Source organism: Acinetobacter sp. USHLN143, from assembly GCF_037145695.1.
Lineage (GTDB): Bacteria > Pseudomonadota > Gammaproteobacteria > Pseudomonadales > Moraxellaceae > Acinetobacter > Acinetobacter fasciculus.
In genome coordinates, this window is sequence record NZ_JBBCWZ010000003.1 from 51,831 (window position 1) to 70,203 (window position 18,373).

General features: G+C 44.4%; 21 protein-coding genes. 15 read left to right on the forward strand and 6 right to left on the reverse strand.

Annotated elements, in window-relative coordinates:
- Positions 1–158: 158 nt before the first annotated feature.
- Positions 159–638 carry a hypothetical protein gene (locus WFH18_RS01840; protein WP_004279222.1) on the forward strand — a complete coding sequence of 160 codons (480 nt, stop codon included), beginning with the start codon at positions 159–161 and terminating at the stop codon, positions 636–638.
- 81 nt (positions 639–719) lie between these two features.
- Here WFH18_RS01840 and WFH18_RS01845 read toward each other — a convergent pair whose 3' ends face one another.
- From WFH18_RS01845 to WFH18_RS01855, 3 genes are all read right to left on the reverse strand, one after another.
- Positions 720–1,004 (reverse strand): hypothetical protein, encoded by a 285-nt coding sequence (locus tag WFH18_RS01845; RefSeq protein WP_164542811.1) that lies wholly within the window; start codon positions 1,002–1,004, stop codon positions 720–722.
- 45 nt (positions 1,005–1,049) lie between these two features.
- Entirely contained in the window at positions 1,050–1,667 is a 618-nt protein-coding gene (locus tag WFH18_RS01850; protein ID WP_004646095.1) for an L-threonylcarbamoyladenylate synthase, read from the reverse strand.
- Positions 1,668–1,754: 87 nt separating this feature from the next.
- Positions 1,755–2,417, reverse strand: a complete 663-nt coding sequence (locus WFH18_RS01855; protein ID WP_164542820.1) for an elongation factor P hydroxylase — start codon at positions 2,415–2,417, stop codon at positions 1,755–1,757.
- Between the two features lie 97 nt (positions 2,418–2,514).
- On the opposite strand from WFH18_RS01855, the gene WFH18_RS01860 reads away from it, so the two are divergent.
- The 6 genes from WFH18_RS01860 to lysM all read left to right on the forward strand — a co-directional run bounded on the left by WFH18_RS01860 (position 2,515) and on the right by lysM (position 6,273).
- Complete coding sequence (locus WFH18_RS01860; protein WP_004279226.1) at positions 2,515–3,072, forward strand: YceD family protein; 558 nt, start codon at positions 2,515–2,517, stop codon at positions 3,070–3,072.
- Positions 3,073–3,149: 77 nt separating this feature from the next.
- Positions 3,150–3,332 carry a 50S ribosomal protein L32 gene (rpmF, locus tag WFH18_RS01865; protein ID WP_004279227.1) on the forward strand — a complete coding sequence of 61 codons (183 nt, stop codon included), beginning with the start codon at positions 3,150–3,152 and terminating at the stop codon, positions 3,330–3,332.
- A gap of 223 nt (positions 3,333–3,555) precedes the next feature.
- Positions 3,556–4,542, forward strand: coding sequence for an ACP S-malonyltransferase (fabD, locus tag WFH18_RS01870; protein WP_004730620.1), 987 nt, complete (start codon positions 3,556–3,558; stop codon positions 4,540–4,542).
- Positions 4,539–5,273 (forward strand): 3-oxoacyl-ACP reductase FabG, encoded by a 735-nt coding sequence (gene fabG / locus WFH18_RS01875; RefSeq protein WP_004646100.1) that lies wholly within the window; start codon positions 4,539–4,541, stop codon positions 5,271–5,273. Before fabD ends, fabG begins: the two co-directional genes overlap by 4 nt.
- A gap of 83 nt (positions 5,274–5,356) precedes the next feature.
- Entirely contained in the window at positions 5,357–5,593 is a 237-nt protein-coding gene (acpP, locus tag WFH18_RS01880; protein ID WP_004646101.1) for an acyl carrier protein, read from the forward strand.
- Between the two features lie 185 nt (positions 5,594–5,778).
- Positions 5,779–6,273 (forward strand): peptidoglycan-binding protein LysM, encoded by a 495-nt coding sequence (gene lysM, locus WFH18_RS01885; RefSeq protein WP_005104830.1) that lies wholly within the window; start codon positions 5,779–5,781, stop codon positions 6,271–6,273.
- An 87-nt stretch (positions 6,274–6,360) separates the two neighbouring features.
- Here the strand turns inward: lysM and WFH18_RS01890 are convergent, their stop codons facing one another.
- Positions 6,361–6,828, reverse strand: coding sequence for an Lrp/AsnC ligand binding domain-containing protein (locus WFH18_RS01890; protein WP_164542812.1), 468 nt, complete (start codon positions 6,826–6,828; stop codon positions 6,361–6,363).
- A 141-nt stretch (positions 6,829–6,969) separates the two neighbouring features.
- Between WFH18_RS01890 and WFH18_RS01895 the strand changes: the two genes are divergently transcribed.
- The 4 genes from WFH18_RS01895 (at position 6,970) to WFH18_RS01910 (ending at position 11,387) form a co-directional block, all read left to right on the forward strand.
- A complete protein-coding gene (locus WFH18_RS01895) occupies positions 6,970–8,229 on the forward strand; it encodes a D-amino acid dehydrogenase (RefSeq protein ID WP_164542813.1) in 1,260 nt (419 codons plus the stop codon).
- A gap of 34 nt (positions 8,230–8,263) precedes the next feature.
- On the forward strand, positions 8,264–9,376 hold the full coding sequence (gene alr / locus WFH18_RS01900) for an alanine racemase (RefSeq protein ID WP_247143895.1): 1,113 nt from the start codon (positions 8,264–8,266) through the stop codon (positions 9,374–9,376).
- A 48-nt stretch (positions 9,377–9,424) separates the two neighbouring features.
- The gene (locus WFH18_RS01905; protein ID WP_305177236.1) at positions 9,425–9,790 is read left to right on the forward strand and encodes a RidA family protein; all 366 of its coding nucleotides are present in this window, start codon (positions 9,425–9,427) and stop codon (positions 9,788–9,790) included.
- 169 nt (positions 9,791–9,959) lie between these two features.
- Positions 9,960–11,387 carry an amino acid permease gene (locus WFH18_RS01910; RefSeq protein WP_305177235.1) on the forward strand — a complete coding sequence of 476 codons (1,428 nt, stop codon included), beginning with the start codon at positions 9,960–9,962 and terminating at the stop codon, positions 11,385–11,387.
- A 59-nt stretch (positions 11,388–11,446) separates the two neighbouring features.
- Here the strand turns inward: WFH18_RS01910 and WFH18_RS01915 are convergent, their stop codons facing one another.
- Positions 11,447–11,899 carry a CopD family protein gene (locus WFH18_RS01915; protein WP_004646107.1) on the reverse strand — a complete coding sequence of 151 codons (453 nt, stop codon included), beginning with the start codon at positions 11,897–11,899 and terminating at the stop codon, positions 11,447–11,449.
- Between the two features lie 23 nt (positions 11,900–11,922).
- Complete coding sequence (locus WFH18_RS01920) at positions 11,923–13,152, reverse strand: beta-ketoacyl synthase N-terminal-like domain-containing protein (protein ID WP_004730606.1); 1,230 nt, start codon at positions 13,150–13,152, stop codon at positions 11,923–11,925.
- A 273-nt stretch (positions 13,153–13,425) separates the two neighbouring features.
- Between WFH18_RS01920 and WFH18_RS01925 the strand changes: the two genes are divergently transcribed.
- The 4 genes from WFH18_RS01925 to fusA all read left to right on the forward strand — a co-directional run bounded on the left by WFH18_RS01925 (position 13,426) and on the right by fusA (position 18,355).
- A complete protein-coding gene (locus WFH18_RS01925) occupies positions 13,426–14,910 on the forward strand; it encodes an EcsC family protein (protein WP_305177234.1) in 1,485 nt (494 codons plus the stop codon).
- A gap of 155 nt (positions 14,911–15,065) precedes the next feature.
- Entirely contained in the window at positions 15,066–15,440 is a 375-nt protein-coding gene (gene rpsL / locus WFH18_RS01930; protein ID WP_002050319.1) for a 30S ribosomal protein S12, read from the forward strand.
- A gap of 180 nt (positions 15,441–15,620) precedes the next feature.
- Positions 15,621–16,091, forward strand: a complete 471-nt coding sequence (rpsG, locus tag WFH18_RS01935) for a 30S ribosomal protein S7 (RefSeq protein WP_004279240.1) — start codon at positions 15,621–15,623, stop codon at positions 16,089–16,091.
- A gap of 128 nt (positions 16,092–16,219) precedes the next feature.
- Positions 16,220–18,355: an elongation factor G gene (fusA, locus tag WFH18_RS01940; protein ID WP_305177233.1), complete on the forward strand. Its 2,136-nt coding sequence runs from the start codon at positions 16,220–16,222 to the stop codon at positions 18,353–18,355.
- Positions 18,356–18,373 lie beyond the last annotated feature (18 nt).

An 18,373-nucleotide genomic window follows, 5' to 3' on the forward strand; every position in this document is an offset into this window, starting at 1 on the left:
GGCAGATATCGAATGATTTTTAAACGGATTTCCCATTAAAAAACATAAAATTAATAAGTATTAATAAAATATTTCCCCGTAATTTTTGGTCAAAAATACCGCTATACTCTCGAAAAATAGTCAAGAATCACAAAAAACAATAAAAAGGTGAAGAAAGCATGCCACTTATTCTGGTTGTTATTGGGATGATCGCATTCGGGGGATTTTGGGCTTATCCCAAATATCAGATTATGCAGCTTGAAGATGAAGCACGCACAGGACTGAAATCAGGCGGATTTTCAGCTTTTGCGGAACAGGCCCGACCTGTCATGCAGGCCATGAAAATGGATTTTAGTGTGCTGGACCAATATCCCAATATTCGTTTTTACATGCGGCATATGGCTTATGAGGGCGACCAGCTGGATGAGCGGATTAAACTGGATATGCAAGCCATGTCTTGTGAGTCGATCAATTCCTTTAAAGTCATGGAACCCAAAGCACGTACGGCGATGCTGAATGTACTGGAAGATGATCAGATCATTTTTCATGTGTATCTGAAAAATAAGCTGGGCGAGGAACTCATGCACCATGAACAGAAGCTATCGCAATGCCCAAATTTCATTGCAGTTCGTCATTATGAACGTAGTTCAGATTCCTAAACTGGTTTTGCCAGCCACTGCATACCTGCTGAATTGAAAAGAATAGAACTGCAACATCTCATCATATGCTGTTTTAGATTTTCATAGTGAGGGATGACTGTATTCCTTGGTCGCAAATTCAATGATACGTTGGCAAGTCTCTGCCAAGCATACGTTCTGGTTGGAGTAGATCTGCAATATCTGTCTCACTAGAGCCAACGTCAGGAAAAATTGGTACTCAGTATGATCAATATTTACAGTGGGATGGGAAGGAAAATGTGCTTCGACCATGACTGCCTTGGATTGCAGTGTCCAAGGCAGTTCTACATAGATTAAATCCTGTGCAGAAAATTCATGCTGATTTAGGAGCAAGTAAAATAAATCCATTCATTCTGACTCCGCGAATATTTGTAGGAATTTCTCAAGCGTCATTTATTCAAAAGCGCTGACATCTCCCATACCACGACGAATCACTTCTGGATGATCACCGGATAAATCTACAATAGAAGTCGTGCTTAACGTGCCTAAACCACTATCTACAAAAACATCAATGCGTTTGCCCAGCTGCATTTCAATATCATAAGGATCATCAAGTGGGTCAGTCTGACCCGGTAAAATCAGGGTAGAGGTCAACAACGGTTCACCGAGTTCTTTGAGCAGCATCTGACACACCGGATTATTCGGAATGCGTAGACCAATGGTTTTCTTCTTGGGATGCATTAACCGACGTGGCACTTCACTGGTCGCAGGTAAAATAAAGGTCGTGATGGCTGGTGTATTATTTTTCAGCAAACGATACATTGCATTGTCCACCTTGGCATAAGTGGCAATATCGGATAAATCACAGCACAGAATCGCATATTGATGCTTTGGGCCTAGACCACGAATTTGCGCAATCCGCTCCATGGCACTCTTGTTTCCAATCTGGCAACCAATCGCATAGGCCGCATCAGTGGGATAGACCACCACATCACCCGCACGGATACGTTCCACTGCCTGACTGATTAAGCGGGGTTGCGGATTGTCTGGGTGTACGCGTAAATGCAGCATAGAGACTACTCCAAGCTTGGGCTGATGGCTTATTATGTGGCGCTCAGGCAAGATCTGGCAATCATAAAAAAGGTAGATTTGTGTAATTTAATCAAGCATTTCACGTATAAATTCATCATATTGTAAACTTTTGCCACCTCTGATGCAGATACAGATACATTGGATAAAACGCGCTGCATCACGTGGAAGTTTGGCTGTACCATTAAAATAAGCCTGCACTTGAGCGTAGACATTGTCTTTAAAGCTGGCACCATCACCGCCGTCGCCAGTCAGGTTATCCAAAGAAACCCGGAATTTACGGCCAAAAGCCTGGGCAAACATCCACTCAATTGCCTGTGGCTTGATTTCCACTTGTTCAAATAAAGCCTGCTGTTCGCGAGTACGGCCATCCGGAGCATACCAGTAACCCAGATCAGGCAGCAGACGGCGTTTGTCTCCGGCAATGGTCCAGTGGCTGATTTCATGCAGGGCACTATTAAAGAAACCATGGGCAAACTGGATCCGGGCAGGACGTTCTGCGCTTGCAGGGAAATATTCTGGTTCAAATTCGCCGCGCACTAAAGTGACATTTAAATGGGAAAACCAGTGATTAAAGTGTAAGATGAGCCAATCCACCTGCTGCGCTTCTAACGATAAATTCGCCCATGGCGAGAGTTGCACTTGTTGTGTTGAACTGTCAGAATCAAGGCTTGGAATTGTGCTAACGAGTGATGAAACATTCACTTCTGTTTGCGGCTGCAACAGATGCATGACTTGAGTTACCCAAATGGTCTGTCGAAATAAGTACAAAATTGTATCTTAATCTTTGACAGAGTACTGATGAATTTGTAGAATTGCCGCCTTAATTATGTCAGCAAATACCTTTCCGGCACAGATTGAGCCGTTTAAATGGGCTGAACAGGGCTTTAAATGGTCAGGTCAACTGCCTTTATCCCGCTTTGTTCGTATCGCTCGTGAAGCTGTTGGATCAATTGATGATCAATTGATTAACATAGACTGTAAGCTATCAATGGATGCCTATCATCGTATTGCATGGCTAGATGGTCACGTTGAAACAAAAGTTCCTATGGAATGCCAGCGTTGTCTGGAAACTGTAGAAATTGAACTGGTTTCATCGTTCCATTTAGCACTTGTGGATGATGAGTCACTGATAGAGCGCTTGGATGAGGATGCTGATTTCATCGTCCTAGGTGAAAGTGAAGCAACGACCAAAGGTGATTATGATGCACCGGCGACCGCTGATTTGCTCGCGCTGATAGAAGATGAACTGTTATTGTTGATGCCGTTGTCGCCTAAACATGAGTTTTGTGAACATAAGCATCAACCTGCCGTAGAAGAAGTGGCTGAAGAAAAACGGGACAACCCGTTTGAAGTTTTGGCTGCTTTGAAGGGTAAACTTAACTAATTTTTGTGTTATACTCTTGTGTATAAGACAATCGAATTTGTTCTGATCCATTTTTTCGATCTTTGTAAGGAGCCATCATGGCCGTTCAGCAAAACCGTAAAAGTCGCTCTCGCCGTGACATGCGCCGTTCACATGACGCTTTAACCGAGAATGCATTAACTGTAGACCAAGCTACTGGCGAGACTCACCGTCGTCACCACGTATCTAAAGATGGTATCTACCGTGGTCGTCAATTATTCGCTAAAGCATCTGCTGAATAATTGGTGATGTATTAAGCGTCAAGCTTAGTAGAAAAAATGGGAGCATTTAGCTCCCTTTTTTTTGTCTTTGATTTTTAGGTGTATCGGTTTTTTGTTGTATTTGGCAATTACCGCCGACAAAATTACATGCTAAATTGCGCTCCACAATGATTTAGGTGGTCTTATTGGTCAGTCTTCTTGTTAGGATTGAAGAAGCACACCTCTTGAATGAAAGGATTTTATTATGTCTGCTACACCACTCGAACAAGCAGCGCCAGCAACAAAAACTGCATTTGTGTTTCCGGGTCAGGGTTCCCAAAAAGCTGGTATGCTGGCTGAGCTTGCAGAACAGTTTGCGAGTATTCGCGAGACATTTGCAGAAGCATCTGAAGCCGTCGGTTTTGATCTGTGGCAGATTGCGCAAACTGGCGAAGGTCTGGATCAAACCGAATTTACCCAGCCGGTATTGCTGACTGCAAGTATTGCCTTATGGCGCGTGTGGTTGGAATCTGGCGGTGTAGCACCGAAATATCTTGCAGGCCATTCACTGGGTGAATACAGCGCACTGGTTGCATCAGGTGCTTTAAGCCTGGGTGATGCTGCGAAGCTAGTGAACTTGCGTGGCAAACTCATGCAGACTGCTGTACCTCAGGGTGTGGGTGCGATGGCTGCCATTTTGGGTCTGGACGATGCCAAAGTGATTGAGCTGTGTGCACAAGCAACTGCAGCAGGCGAAGGTTCTGTCGAAGCGGCGAACTACAATGCGCAAGGGCAGGTTGTCGTTGCAGGCAATAAAGATCGCGTTGAAGCAGTGATGGCATTGGCCAAAGAAAACGGCGGAAAAGCCATTGCATTGCCAGTATCGGTTCCATCGCATTGTTCATTGATGAAACCTGCTGCTGAACAGTTTGCTCCGGCATTGGAACAAACCGCCATTGAGCTGCCACGCATTCCTGTATTACAAAATGTAGGCGCGCAAGCGGCAACCAATGTAGATGAATTGCGTCAGGCGTTGACCGCGCAACTTTATGAGTCAGTACAATGGACCAAAACCTTACAATACCTTCAAGATGAAGGCATTGAGTACATCGTAGAATGTGGTCCGGGTAATGTATTGACCAACTTGGCGAAACGCTTGCCGAATATTCAAAAAGCACTTCCACTGGACAGTCAATCCCGTCTGGAAGATGCATTAAACACCGTATTGGCGGCAGAAGGGAAAAGTGCATGACACAGGAACGTAAAGTTGCTCTGGTAACAGGTGCAAGTCGTGGTATTGGTGCTGCGATCGCACAGCAATTGATTCAAGACGGTTATTTTGTCGTAGGTACTGCAACGTCTGAAGCAGGTGCGGAAAAATTATCGGCAGAATTTGCTGAAAATGGCGCTGGAAAAGTACTAGATGTACGTGATGGTGCTGCGATTGATGCGCTGGTAACGGACATCGAACAGAACTATGGTCCAGTCCTTGCGTTGGTCAATAATGCAGGTATTACCAAAGACAATTTGCTGCTGCGTATGTCTGAAGATGACTGGGATGATATTTTAAATATTCACCTGAAAGCAGTTTACCGTTTGTCTAAGCGTGTACTCAAAGGCATGACCAAGGCGCGTTTCGGCCGCATTATCAATATCAGTTCTGTGGTGGCACACTTTGCCAACCCGGGTCAGGCCAATTATTCTGCTGCCAAAGCAGGTATTGAGGCATTTAGCCGTAGCCTTGCCAAAGAAATGGGTAGCCGTCAAATTACCGTAAACTCGGTAGCACCAGGTTTTATTGCGACTGAAATGACTGAACAGCTAAGCGAAGAAATTCGTAAAAAGATGACTGAGCAGGTGGCATTAAACCGTTTAGGTGATCCGCAGGATATCGCAAATGCCGTAAGTTTCTTGGCTTCAGATAAAGCCAGTTACATTACTGGTACAGTTATGCATGTAAATGGGGGCTTATACATGAGCTAAGCTCAAGTATAAACTTTCCAAATTTTTTAGATTCAATTAAACTAACGGCATTAAAAACGCCACAAGCAATGAGGAGAATTCCTGTGAGCGATATCGAACAACGTGTTAAGCAAGCAGTTGCAGAACAACTTGGTATCAAAATCGAAGAGATTAAAAACGAAGCGTCTTTCATGGATGACTTAGGTGCAGATTCTCTAGATCTAGTTGAACTTGTTATGTCTTTCGAAAATGATTTTGACATCACGATTCCTGATGAAGATTCTAACGAAATCACAACTGTTCAATCTGCAATTGACTACGTTTCTAAGAAACTGGGTTAATCGCCGATTTCAGCTTTGCTGAACATAAAGACCACCCTTGAGGTGGTTTTTTTGTATCTGCTTTTTATATGAATGGAGGTTTTACAATCCATTACCTTTCTGTCACCAATGACTAACTATCTCTATAGAGTTTTCATTATAAAAATAAGGGTGATGTGATATTAACAACAAGAATGGAGTCCGCTATGGGTCTTTTTGATTTTGTAAAAGGTATCGGTAAGAAGAATACAGCTGCTGCGGAACCACAGGCTGCACCTGCAACGACAACGCCGGCTGCAGCACAACCTGCAGAGCCTTCTGCTCAGGAAGTGGCAAATAAATTACTCGGCCATGTGAAAAGTCTGGGCCTTCCAATCACTGGTTTATCCATCAGTTATAACTCAGCCTCCGATCTGGCGACGGTCAGAGGTCAGGTACAAAGTCAGGCCGATCGTGAAAAGATTGTTCTGGCCGTGGGTAATATTGATCATGTCGCCAAAGTGGATGATCAGCTTACGGTGAGCAGTCCTGAACCGGAAAGTAAATTTTACACGGTGAAATCAGGTGACAGTCTGTCGAAAATCTCAAAAGAATTTTATGGTGATGCCAATCAGTATAATAAGATTTTTGAAGCCAACCGTCCGTTGCTCAAAGATGCAGATGATATTTTCCCGGGACAGGTGCTCCGCATTCCTGCTTAAGATTTAATAATTCCAATCAATGTTCGATCTCAAAGCCCCGTTTGGGGCTTTGTTGTTTTTGCCCGTAGCTTTAGAAATTCAAACTCATTAAATACCCAGGTCCAGATATAAACTTTCTTTGACTTCTTCCATCACCACATAACTGTGCGAGGAGGCAGAGGCGGGTAGTTTTTTCAGTAAATCCCCCAGTAAACGGCGATAAGCACTCATTTCTTTTAAACGTGCTTTGACCAGATAATCAAAATCACCGGAAATTAAATGGCATTCCAGGACTTCCGGGATTTCGGTTAGGTTACGTGCCACCTGATCAAAGACATCACCTGATTTGGCAGAGAGTTTGATTTCCAGAAAAACCAGCAGGTTGCGCTCCAGCATTCCCGGATTTAAACGGGCGTAATAGCCCATGATAATGCCTTCGCGCTCTAGCCGTTTTACCCGTTCTGAACAGGGCGTGGTCGATAGATTGACGCGTGCTGCAAGTTCGCTAATGGCAATCCGGCCATCGCGTTGCAGGATATCCAGAATCATGCGGTCAATGCGGTCTAATTTGCGCATCAATATTTCCCTCTTTTTTTTTAATTCTGCCCGAAAAAATATTTATTCCACTGAATATACAGTCTGAATATAGTGAATTTAACTATTAAAGCAAAAATATACTAGTGAAATAAACTGAAAAGATGTTTGAGGGTTAAGGTAATGCGCGTATTAGTTTTGGGTAGTGGTGTGATTGGTGTGGCAAGCGCTTACTATCTGGCGCAGCAGGGAGCAACCGTGACTGTGCTGGATCGTCAGGCAGGTCCGGCGCAAGAAACCAGCTTCGGTAATGCCGGGCAGATTTCTCCAGGATACTCGACCCCTTGGGCTGCACCAGGTATTCCGTTTAAGGCAGTCAAATGGATGTTTCAGCATCATGCACCGTTGGCGATTAATGTCGATGGCAGCTTGTGGCAATTGCAGTGGATGGCACAAATGCTGAAAAACTGTAATGCCCAGCATTATGCAGTCAATAAAGAACGGATGGTGCGTGTGGCTGAATACAGCCGTGACTGTTTACGTAATTTGCGCCGTGATATTGGCATCTCTTATGAAAACCGCGCGAAAGGTACTTTGCAGATTTTCCGTAAAGATGCGCAGCTGGATGCAGTTCAGCGCGATATCGAAGTTCTGAAGGAAACTGGAGTTGAGTTTGAACTGCTGGATCGCGATGGACTGGCGCGTGTAGAACCGGCATTGGCACAGGCAAAAGACAAACTGGTGGGTGGTCTTCATTTACCCAATGATGAAACAGGTGACTGCTATCTGTTTACCAATGCCCTGGCAGAACATGCCAAAGGGATGGGTGTAGAGTTTAAGTTTAATCAAAACGTTGAAAAGCTGATTGTAGAAGGTGACCAGATCAAAGGTGTTCTGGTCAATGGTCAGGTGCTCACGGCAGATAAATATGTGCTGGCCTTTGGTAGTTATTCACGTGATTTCCTTAAACCGCTTGAACTGAATTTGCCGGTATATCCAGTAAAAGGTTATTCATTAACCATTCCTATTCTAGATCCAGCCTTCGCTCCGCAATCTACCGTGCTGGATGAAACCTATAAAATTGCGATTACACGTTTTGACCAGCGCATTCGCGTGGGTGGAATGGCGGAACTGAGCGGTTTTAATTTGGGTCTGAATGAAGACCGTCGCGGCACGCTGGAAATGGTGACCCGTGATTTATTCCCAGGGGGTGACATGAATCAGGCCAGTTTCTGGACAGGCTTGCGTCCAATGACTCCGGACAGTACACCAATTATTGGAAAAACCCGCTTTAAAAACCTGTTCCTGAATACCGGACATGGCACGCTAGGCTGGACCATGGCCTGCGGTTCAGGAAAATTAATCAGCGATCTGGTTTTGGCACGTGATCCTGAAATCAGCACTGAAGGTCTATCATTGGCGCGCTATCACCAAGCTGCCTAAGGCCATCTGAGGCGGAATATTCAAGGAGGAATGTATGCCACGTCCCATTACTGCAATTATCCATCAACAGGCGCTTGCGCATAATTTAAGCGTGGTGCGCCAATGTATGCCCAATAGTCAGGTATTTGCCGTGGTCAAGGCCAATGCCTATGGGCACGGGATTGAACGGGTCTATGCGGCACTTCACGGTGCGGACGGTTTTGCTTTTCTGGATATTGAAGAGGGCACGCGCCTACGTGCGCTGGGATGCAAGAAGCCGTTGCTATTGCTCGAAGGTGTTTTTGCTCTAACGGATTTATTTGAATGTGCGAAGCATGAAATGAGCTTTGCCATTCATTCCTCGCATCAAGTGCAATGGTTGAAACAGTTTGCCGAAATAGTGCCAGATGCACAGTTTGATGTGTTTTTGAAAATGAACAGCGGTATGAACCGTCTGGGTTTTGAGCCACAGCAATATGCAGAGATCTGGCAGGAGCTGCATCAACTAAATAATGTCCGTTCAATCACGCATATGACCCATTTCTCCGATGCGGATGGTGAGCGTTTTGGATTGGATGGAATTGAACATCAACATTTCATTTTTAATAAAACGATTCAGGGGTTTGAAGGTAAAACATCACTCAGCAATAGCGCAGCCATTCTGCGGCATCATCAAACCCTCCATTCCGATATCGTACGTAGCGGCATCATGCTTTATGGTAGTTCGCCAGATTATCCAACACACACGATTCAAGACTGGAATTTGCAACCGAGCATGAGCTTACGCAGTGAAATTATCGCCATTCAAATGATCCAGGCAGGTCAGAGCATTGGCTATGGTTCCAAATTTATTGCCACACAGGATATGCGGATCGGGATTGTGGCCTGTGGTTATGCGGATGGTTATCAACGGTTATCGGCGACCGGTACGCCCGTGCTGGTCGATTCAATCAAAACACAGACATTGGGTCGAATCAGTATGGATATGCTGGCGGTAGACCTGACTGCGCTGCCGCACGCAGATATAGGTAGTGAAGTGGTACTTTGGGGCCAATCTTCCCAAGGTGTGGTTTTGCCGATTGATGAGGTGGCGGCCAGTTCAGGCACCATCGGCTATGAGCTGATGTGTGCGGTGACCGCTCGGGTTCATTTCCAGATTGACGCTTAAATTTTTAGTTTAAATTTTATTTAAATATCCCAAACAAGGAAGATCAGCATGACACAGGACAATACAGCCATTCAGCGACTCAACAGCAATCAAATCATGAGTGCGGTGACGATTCATCATCAAACCGTCTATCTATCAGGTCAGGTGCCAAATAGCACGGATCTGGATGTACGCGGCCAAACACTGGAAGTCTTTGTAAAAATTGAGGAATTGCTCGCATTGGCAAATACCGATAAAAGCCAGCTGCTTTCTGCACAATTATTTGTCAAGCATCTAGATGATTTTGCTACCGTAAACCAGCTTTGGGTGGAATGGTTACGAGGTCATGGTACGCCGGCACGTGCTACGATTCAGGCAGATTTGGTCAATCCGGACTGGCTGATTGAAATTGCAGTCATTGCAGCTCAAGCTTAATTGAATTTTTGATATTGAAATCTCCCATGCAATGATTTAAGTCGTTTTAGTGCAGTAAATCTCACTGAACAGCGCAGTAAAAAGTATGAAAATATCATAATAAGCGTTCGAGGACTGAACGTTGTAAATTCAGCTTGATGCTGTTGTAAAGATTAAAAAGGATGTAAAAATGAAAACCACCCCGGGCACAGAAGACGTAAAATCGTCGCCGCATGAGTTGCAACGAAAACTCTCTAACCGACATTTGCAGTTAATCGCCATTGGTGGCTGTATCGGTACCGGCCTGTTTATGGGATCGGGAAAAACCATCTCCCTGGCAGGCCCTTCAATTTTGATCATTTATATGATCATTGGTGGCATGTTCTTCTTCCTGATGCGTGCGTTGGGTGAAATGCTGCTATCCAATCTGCATTACAAATCTTTTATTGATATGGCCCATGACCTGATCGGGCCGGGTGCTGGCTATTATATTGGCTGGTCGTACTGGCTGGGTTGGGTGCTGGTAGGGATTGCCGATCTCGCGGCGATTATTAACTATTTGAGTTTCTGGCTGCCCGAAGGCATGGCCTTTACCCCGATGGGGCAGGCGATGATTAGTATTGGCTGTGTGCTGTTTATTCTCGCGATTAACCTAGTCACGGTAAAACTGTTTGGTGAGATTGAATTCTGGTTCGCACTAATCAAGATTTTAGCCATTCTTGGTTTGATCTTTGTCGGTGGTTATATGGTGTTTAGCGGCTTTCAGGCACCGAGTGGCGCCGTCGCCAGCTTTAGTAATGTCTGGGCACATGGTGGTTTATTTCCCAAAGGCTTTACTGGTTTTCTGGCAGGTTTCCAGATTGCCATGTTTGCCTTTGTCGGGGTGGAACTGCTCGGTACGATGGCGGCAGAAACCAAAGATCCAGAAAAGAATTTACCCAAAGCGGTCAATGCCATTCCTACGCGTATCATTCTGTTCTATGTATTGTCATTGCTGATGATCATGTCGGTTACACCATGGCATCTGATTCCTGCGGATCAAAGTCCTTTTGTGAGTTTGTTCCTGTATGCCGGTATTCCAACTTCAGCCATTATCATGAACCTGGTGGTGTTGTCGTCAGTGATGTCCTCTATGAACAGTGGCGTATTCTCGACCAGCCGTATGTTGTTTGGTCTGGCACGTGACGGACAAGCACCTCAAGCTTTGGCGCGGTTATCTAGCAGAGCTGTACCAGCCACAGGGTTATTTTTCTCCTGTGCTTTTATTATGTTGGGGGCAGCATTTCAGTATTTTGTGCCAAACACCATGGAAGCCTTTACTCTGGCGAGTTCGCTGTGTGTGATCCTGTTTATTAGTATCTGGAGCATCATTATGGTGTGCTATATCCGTTACCGTAAGCAGCAACCGCAAAAGCATGCCGCCTCGACCTTTAAAATGCCGGGTGAGGTATGGATGTCTTATGTGGTATTGGCATTCCTGTTATTCGCCTTGATTATTTTAAGCCTGGAACCTGACACTCTAAAAGCTCTGATGATCAGTCCTTTATGGTTGATTATTCTGGCGGTGACCTATCGACTGCTGTATAAGCCACGTATGCGTCAGCGTGGTAATCATTAAATATTCAGACATAAAAAATCCCCGACTGATCGGGGATTTTTTTTGATTGCGTGGGTGAATTAGAAAGTAGGTTTAACCACGACTAAAATCACCACTGCAAATAAGATCAAGGTTGGCATCTCATTAAAATAACGCCAAAACTTGTGTGACTTGTAGTGTGCATTACCAATCAGCTTCTTGCGGTAATAACCACACACCAGATGGTAAATCACCAATAAGCCGACCAGGCCGACTTTAAGGTAAAACCATAAGGCTTCATGGTAATGACGCGTTGCATCACCCCAATCCACCAGAAAGTGCGCTGTAATCAAGGTAGCCAACATGGCTGGCCACATGATGCCACGGTACAACTTGCGTTCCATGACTTCAAAGCGTTGATGACTGACGGCATCTTCGCTCATGGCATGGTAAACATACAGCCGTGGCAAGTAGAACAAAGCCGCGAACCAGCAAACCACTGCAATAATATGTAATGCTTTTACCCACAAGAAAGCATCAGAAGGAGCATCCATCAAGTCACCCTAAATTGGGCAGCTTAGCCTTCCCACTTTTTGAAAATGAGACAAGCATTTACGCCGCCGAAACCGAAACTGTTACTCATCACAGTATTCAATTTTGCGTCACGTTTTTCAAGCACGATATCAAACGGTTTCGCGCCTTCATCCAGCTCGGTCACGTTGATGTTTGGCGCAATAAAGTCATTTTGCATCATCAGAACCGAATAAATCGCTTCCTGAACACCAGCAGCACCCAGACTGTGACCCGTCATTGATTTGGTTGAGCTGAGTGGAGGAACCTGACCTTCACCGAAAGCACGTTCCATTGCTTTAAGTTCTGTGATGTCACCCGCTGGAGTAGAAGTACCATGTGTGTTTACATAGTCAATTTTATCGACACCGTGTTGTTTTGCTTCTTCTAAAGCCATCAGTACGCAACGTGTTGCACCTTCACCAGATGGTGCAACCATATCAGCACCATCACTGTTTGCAGCATAACCAACCACTTCAGCTAAGATATTTGCGCCACGCGCTTGCGCATGTTCCAAAGACTCAAGGATCACAAAACCACCACCACCGGCAATCACGAAACCGTCACGGTCTGCAGAATAAGGGCGTGATGCTGTTTCAGGGCTGTCATTGTATTTAGAGCAAAGTGCGCCCATCGCATCAAACAACAAGCTTTGTGACCAGTGATCTTCTTCACCGCCACCTGCCAGCATTAAATCTTGTTTGCCGAGTTGAATCAGGTTGTAGGCATAACCAATCGCATCGGCAGAGGTTGCACATGCACTGGTAATGGTATGTGCAACGCCTTGTAATTTGAATGCAACGCCAACGTTAGCCGTAATGGTGTTGGTCATATTACGTGGTACAAAGAAAGGACCGACTTTACGCGCACCTTTGGTTTGCAATAATTCGTTCATTTCAATAACGGAAGCAGTTGAACCGCCACCTGAACCACCCGCGATACCATAACGTGGATTGCCAGCTAGATCTTCAACTTTTAAACCTGCATGTTCAACTGCAGCAAGAGCTGAGTTGTACGCATACATCGCACATACGCCCATAAAGCGTTTTAGTTTGCGGTCGATCCCGTCGAAATCCTGCTCGGCTGCAGCACTGACATGACTTTTGAAATTGAGTTCAGCATAAGTCGGATTAAAACGTGTTCCTGAAATCCCGTTTTGTAAAGAATGGTTTACATCCTCTAATGTATTACCAATACATGAGTTAATACCCATGCCAGTGATGACAACACGTTTCATCTACAGATCCTTATAGTTTGCTCTATGCTCAGCGGCAGATATCTGGGTTTTAAAATCGCCCAATCCAGCGCTTAGCCTTATTTCATGATGGGGAACATGATAGCAGAAAGACTTTTGAAATCTTATGGCAAATGTTATGCCGTGTGACAGTCGGTTGAGTTTGTGAGTCGGCGTGTAGGGGTTTTACTAAATGAAACAGAATAAAGTTGAGATAAACGCTGACTACACCTAGTATTTATACCAAATACAAGCACATGAATGCTGAGGTAAAAAATGGTAAATGCTAATAATAAACAATCTAATGGTCTGATTTCGAATGCCTTTGGAGTGGCGAAAAAGTTCAGTTCAACCGGATTGGATTTATTGAATCATGTGGCGCCGGATTCGGTGACTAAAGCACTGAAGCCTTCCAGCTCCGATCAGGTGATTGATGGTTCGGCGAAGACGAAAAGCGCTTTTTCAGCTAAAAAATATGACAATCCTCAGCAAATGCTTCGCGAGCATCTTCCAAATGTATCGCGCCAACTTCTCGGACGCCGTTTTAATACCGTGAATAATGTCGCGCATTTTGTTTCTCCCGATTTAACCGAAAAAGTGTCTAACTACTTTTATGATCGTCTGAATCAATTTAGTAATCAAACCAGTTCGGTTGATGCCATTCTGAATGAAGCGGGAGCGAAAGATTTAGAGGAACTCACTCAGGACGTCGATCGATCCAAGCGAATTTCACAGGCTTTGGGTGAACAAAACAAATGGATTGCGACGGTTCAGGGGGCAGTGAGTGGCGCTTCAGGGATGCTTGGTACTGCCATTGATATTCCAGCCTCTTTGCTCATGGCATTGCGTACCATCTATCAAGTCGGTCGCTCTTATGGTTTTGACCTGAGTAAAGAAGATGATCAGGAAATCGTTCAGCATATCTTTAGACAGATTGACCTGAGCCTGATTGCGGAAAAACAGACCTTATTATTAGGTTTAAAAGCTTTAAGTAATACACTTAAAACTCATGATATCTCGCAGTTACAAGCCATGCTAGGTTCTGATAATGATGTCAGCGCCATCAAGCAATGGTTAAGTCGTCATGAGGGAGAGGCTAAATGGGAATGGATGAATCATCTGCCAAAAATTTCGATTCTGGAGCGATTAACCAAACTGACGCCTCTGGCGAGTGCTGGTATTGGTGCTGTATATAGCCATCGTTTTGTCGAGGATGTAAATCAGAAAGCTCAGGAAGCATTCTCGCATGCACGCCAATACCTGATTCAGCATCAGGATTCGCAATTGTCTCCTTATGCTGCCTATGAAAAAGCAGTCAGTTTGTTGCAACAGGCAACTCCGAAACTCCTAAATGGTGCCTCTCACGAAGTTGAGCCTGCGAAAGATAATCTGATCATGGATAAAGATATTGCGATTGAAGGCAATAACACGATTACCCAAGTCAAGCTGGTCAAAAAAGAGCAGAATGATCTGAGTTCTGAAGAAGCAGAAGTGAAGAAAGATGAAAAGGTGAGTGAAGGGCTGGAGGCGCTCAACGATGAGTTGGTTGAACCTGCGGCAGACAAGCAGTCGCAACAGCCGGCTTTAACCAAAACTTCATTTGACCCGGAAATCGAAGCTGAACTGCATCCAGAAGCTGCTGACGAGGCAGAAGCTGCTACAGAGACTTCACAGCAGGGTGCAGAGGATCAAGAAAACTCGGAAACTAAATCTGAAGCTCAAGACGTGACCAAAAAAGCTGGTAAAAATTCAAAAAAATAAGCGAATTTTGAAGGTAAATAAAAGCAAGCAAATGTCGTGAGAAACGGCATTTGCTTGCTTGAGTAGGTTGACCAATTTTGCATCTTGAATTACAATTGCATGCCCTCAAAAAGTAGTAGTTTTTTGGGGCTTTTTATTAACGGGAGAATTGCCAAATGGCAACAACAAATCAGTTGATCCGCAAGGGTCGTACGACTTTAGTTGAAAAATCTAAAGTTCCTGCGTTGAAGGCTTGTCCACAGCGCCGTGGTGTTTGTACACGTGTTTACACAACTACACCTAAAAAACCTAACTCAGCAATGCGTAAAGTTTGCCGTGTTCGCTTAACTTCAGGTTTCGAAGTTTCTAGCTACATCGGTGGTGAAGGCCATAACCTACAAGAGCACAGTGTTGTTCTTATCCGTGGTGGTCGTGTTAAAGACTTACCAGGTGTACGTTACCATACCGTTCGTGGTTCTTTAGACTGTGCTGGTGTTAAAGATCGTAACCAGTCTCGTTCTAAATACGGTACTAAACGTCCTAAGAAATAATTCGTTAAGAATTAAATTTTAAGAACGTAGAACCGCAATCCTTTATCGTCTCGCTTGTCTGATTTCTGCATTAATTTTGTGAAAATTCCAAGCGACGTATAGTAAGGCCAGCGAGTAGTACATGACACTTTGTACTCATGCTGGATAAACCTGAAGTGTCATCTTTATAGGTAGTTTAAAATGCCAAGACGTCGCGTAGTCGCTGCTCGTGAAATCCTTCCGGATCCTAAGTTCAGCAGCCAAACAATCGCTAAATTCATGAACCACGTAATGCAAGATGGTAAAAAATCTATTGCTGAAAGTATCGTTTACGGTGCTTTAGACCGCGTTCAAGAAAAATCTAAAGTAGACCCAGTTGAATTTTTCGAGACTACTCTTGAAAAAGTTCGTCCTATGGTCGAAGTAAAAGCACGCCGTGTTGGTGGTGCTACATACCAAGTTCCTATGGAAGTACGCCCATCCCGTCGTACTGCTCTAGCGATGCGTTGGTTAGTAGATGCTGCTGCTAAGCGTTCTGAAAAAACTATGGCTTTACGTCTTGCTGGCGAGTTGCTTGATGCATCTGAAGGCAAAGGCGCTGCGGTTAAGAAACGTGAAGATGTGCACCGTATGGCTGAAGCCAACAAAGCATTCTCTCACTACCGTTTCTAAGCAGATAAAACAGGCCCTATTCAGGAGGGTGACAAGACCGTCATGGTTCTGTCACCAAAGCGCTTTAAGTTGCTATGCAGCTTAAAGCGTCCTGTTTTAAACAACAAAATTTAGGAATGCTAGAAATCATGGCACGTCAAACCCCAATTTCTCGTTATCGTAACATTGGTATTTCTGCGCACATTGATGCGGGTAAAACCACAACTACAGAACGTATTTTGTTCTACACAGGTGTATCTCACAAAATTGGTGAAGTACACGATGGTGCAGCAACAATGGACTGGATGGAGCAAGAGCAAGAACGTGGTATTACCATTACTTCTGCTGCTACGACTACATTCTGGTCTGGTATGTCTAAACAGTTCCCTGAACACCGTATCAACGTAATTGATACACCGGGACACGTTGACTTCACAATTGAAGTTGAACGTTCTATGCGTGTTCTTGATGGTGCGTGTATGGTTTACTGTGCTGTAGGTGGTGTACAACCTCAGTCTGAAACTGTATGGCGTCAAGCGAACAAATACCAAGTGCCTCGTTTAGCATTCGTGAACAAGATGGACCGTACTGGTGCCAACTTCTTCCGTGTTGTTGAACAAATGAAAACACGTTTAGGTGCATCTCCAGTACCTGTAGTAATCCCTGTTGGCGCTGAAGAAAACTTCCAAGGCGTAATCGACTTGATCGAAATGAAAGCGATCATTTGGGACGAAGCTTCACAAGGTATGAAGTTTGAATACGGTGAAATCCCGGCTGAACTTCAAGAAACTGCTGAAGAATGGCGTACAAACATGGTTGAAGCTGCTGCTGAAGCTTCTGAAGAGTTAATGGATGAATACCTGAACAATGGCGATTTGACTAAAGAACAAATCGTTGCTGGTCTACGTGTCCAAACTTTGGCTTGTCAAATTCAACCAATGCTTTGTGGTACAGCATTCAAAAACAAAGGTGTTCAACGTATGTTGGACGCAGTAATTGAATTCTTACCGTCGCCTACAGAAGTTAAAGCGATTGAAGGTGTTCTTGACGATAAGGCTGAAACTAAAGCGATTCGTGAAGCATCTGACGAAGCTCCGTTCTCTGCACTTGCGTTCAAAATCATGAACGACAAATTCGTAGGTAACTTAACTTTCGTACGTGTTTACTCTGGTGTTCTTAAACAAGGTGATTCTGTTTATAACCCAGTTAAATCTAAACGTGAACGTATCGGCCGTATCGTGCAAATGCACGCGAACGATCGTCAAGACGTTGAAGAAATTCGTGCGGGTGATATCGCTGCGTGTGTAGGTCTTAAAGACGTAACTACAGGTGATACACTTTGTGATGAGAAAAATGTCATCACACTTGAGCGTATGGAATTCCCAGAGCCAGTAATTGCATTGGCTGTTGAACCAAAAACTAAAGCTGACCAAGAAAAAATGTCAATTGCTTTAGGTCGTTTGGCTAAGGAAGATCCATCATTCCGCGTTCGTACTGATGAAGAGTCAGGTCAAACAATCATCGCTGGTATGGGTGAACTTCACCTTGACATTATTGTTGACCGTATGAAGCGTGAATTCGGTGTTGAAGCAAACATTGGTAAACCAATGGTTTCTTACCGTGAAACGATCAAAAAGTCAGTTGAGCAAGAAGGTAAATTCGTTCGTCAAACTGGTGGTAAAGGTAAATTTGGTCACGTATACGTACGTTTAGAGCCAATGGATACTGATGCTGGTAAAGACTACGAGTTCGTTGAAGAAGTTGTTGGTGGTGTAGTTCCTAAAGAATTCTTCGGTGCTGTGGATAAAGGTATCCAAGAGCGTATGAAGAATGGTGTCCTTGCTGGTTACCCAGTTGTAGGCATCAAAGCTACATTGTTTGACGGTTCTTACCACGATGTCGATTCGGACGAATTATCGTTCAAGATGGCTGGTTCTTATGCCTTCCGTGACGGTTTCATGAAAGCGGATCCTATCCTTCTTGAACCTATCATGAAAGTTGAAGTAGAAACTCCAGAAGACTACATGGGCGATATCATGGGTGACTTAAACCGTCGTCGTGGTATGGTTCAAGGTATGGATGACTTGCCTGGCGGTACTAAAGCAATTAAAGCTGAAGTTCCACTTGCAGAGATGTTTGGTTACGCGACTCAAATGCGTTCTATGTCTCAAGGCCGTGCAACATACTCTATGGAATTTGCTAAATATGCTGAAACTCCACGTAACGTGGCTGAAGGCATCATTTCTAAATTCCAGTCTGGCGGTAAAAAAGGTGACGACGAGTAATCTTTCGATTACTATAAG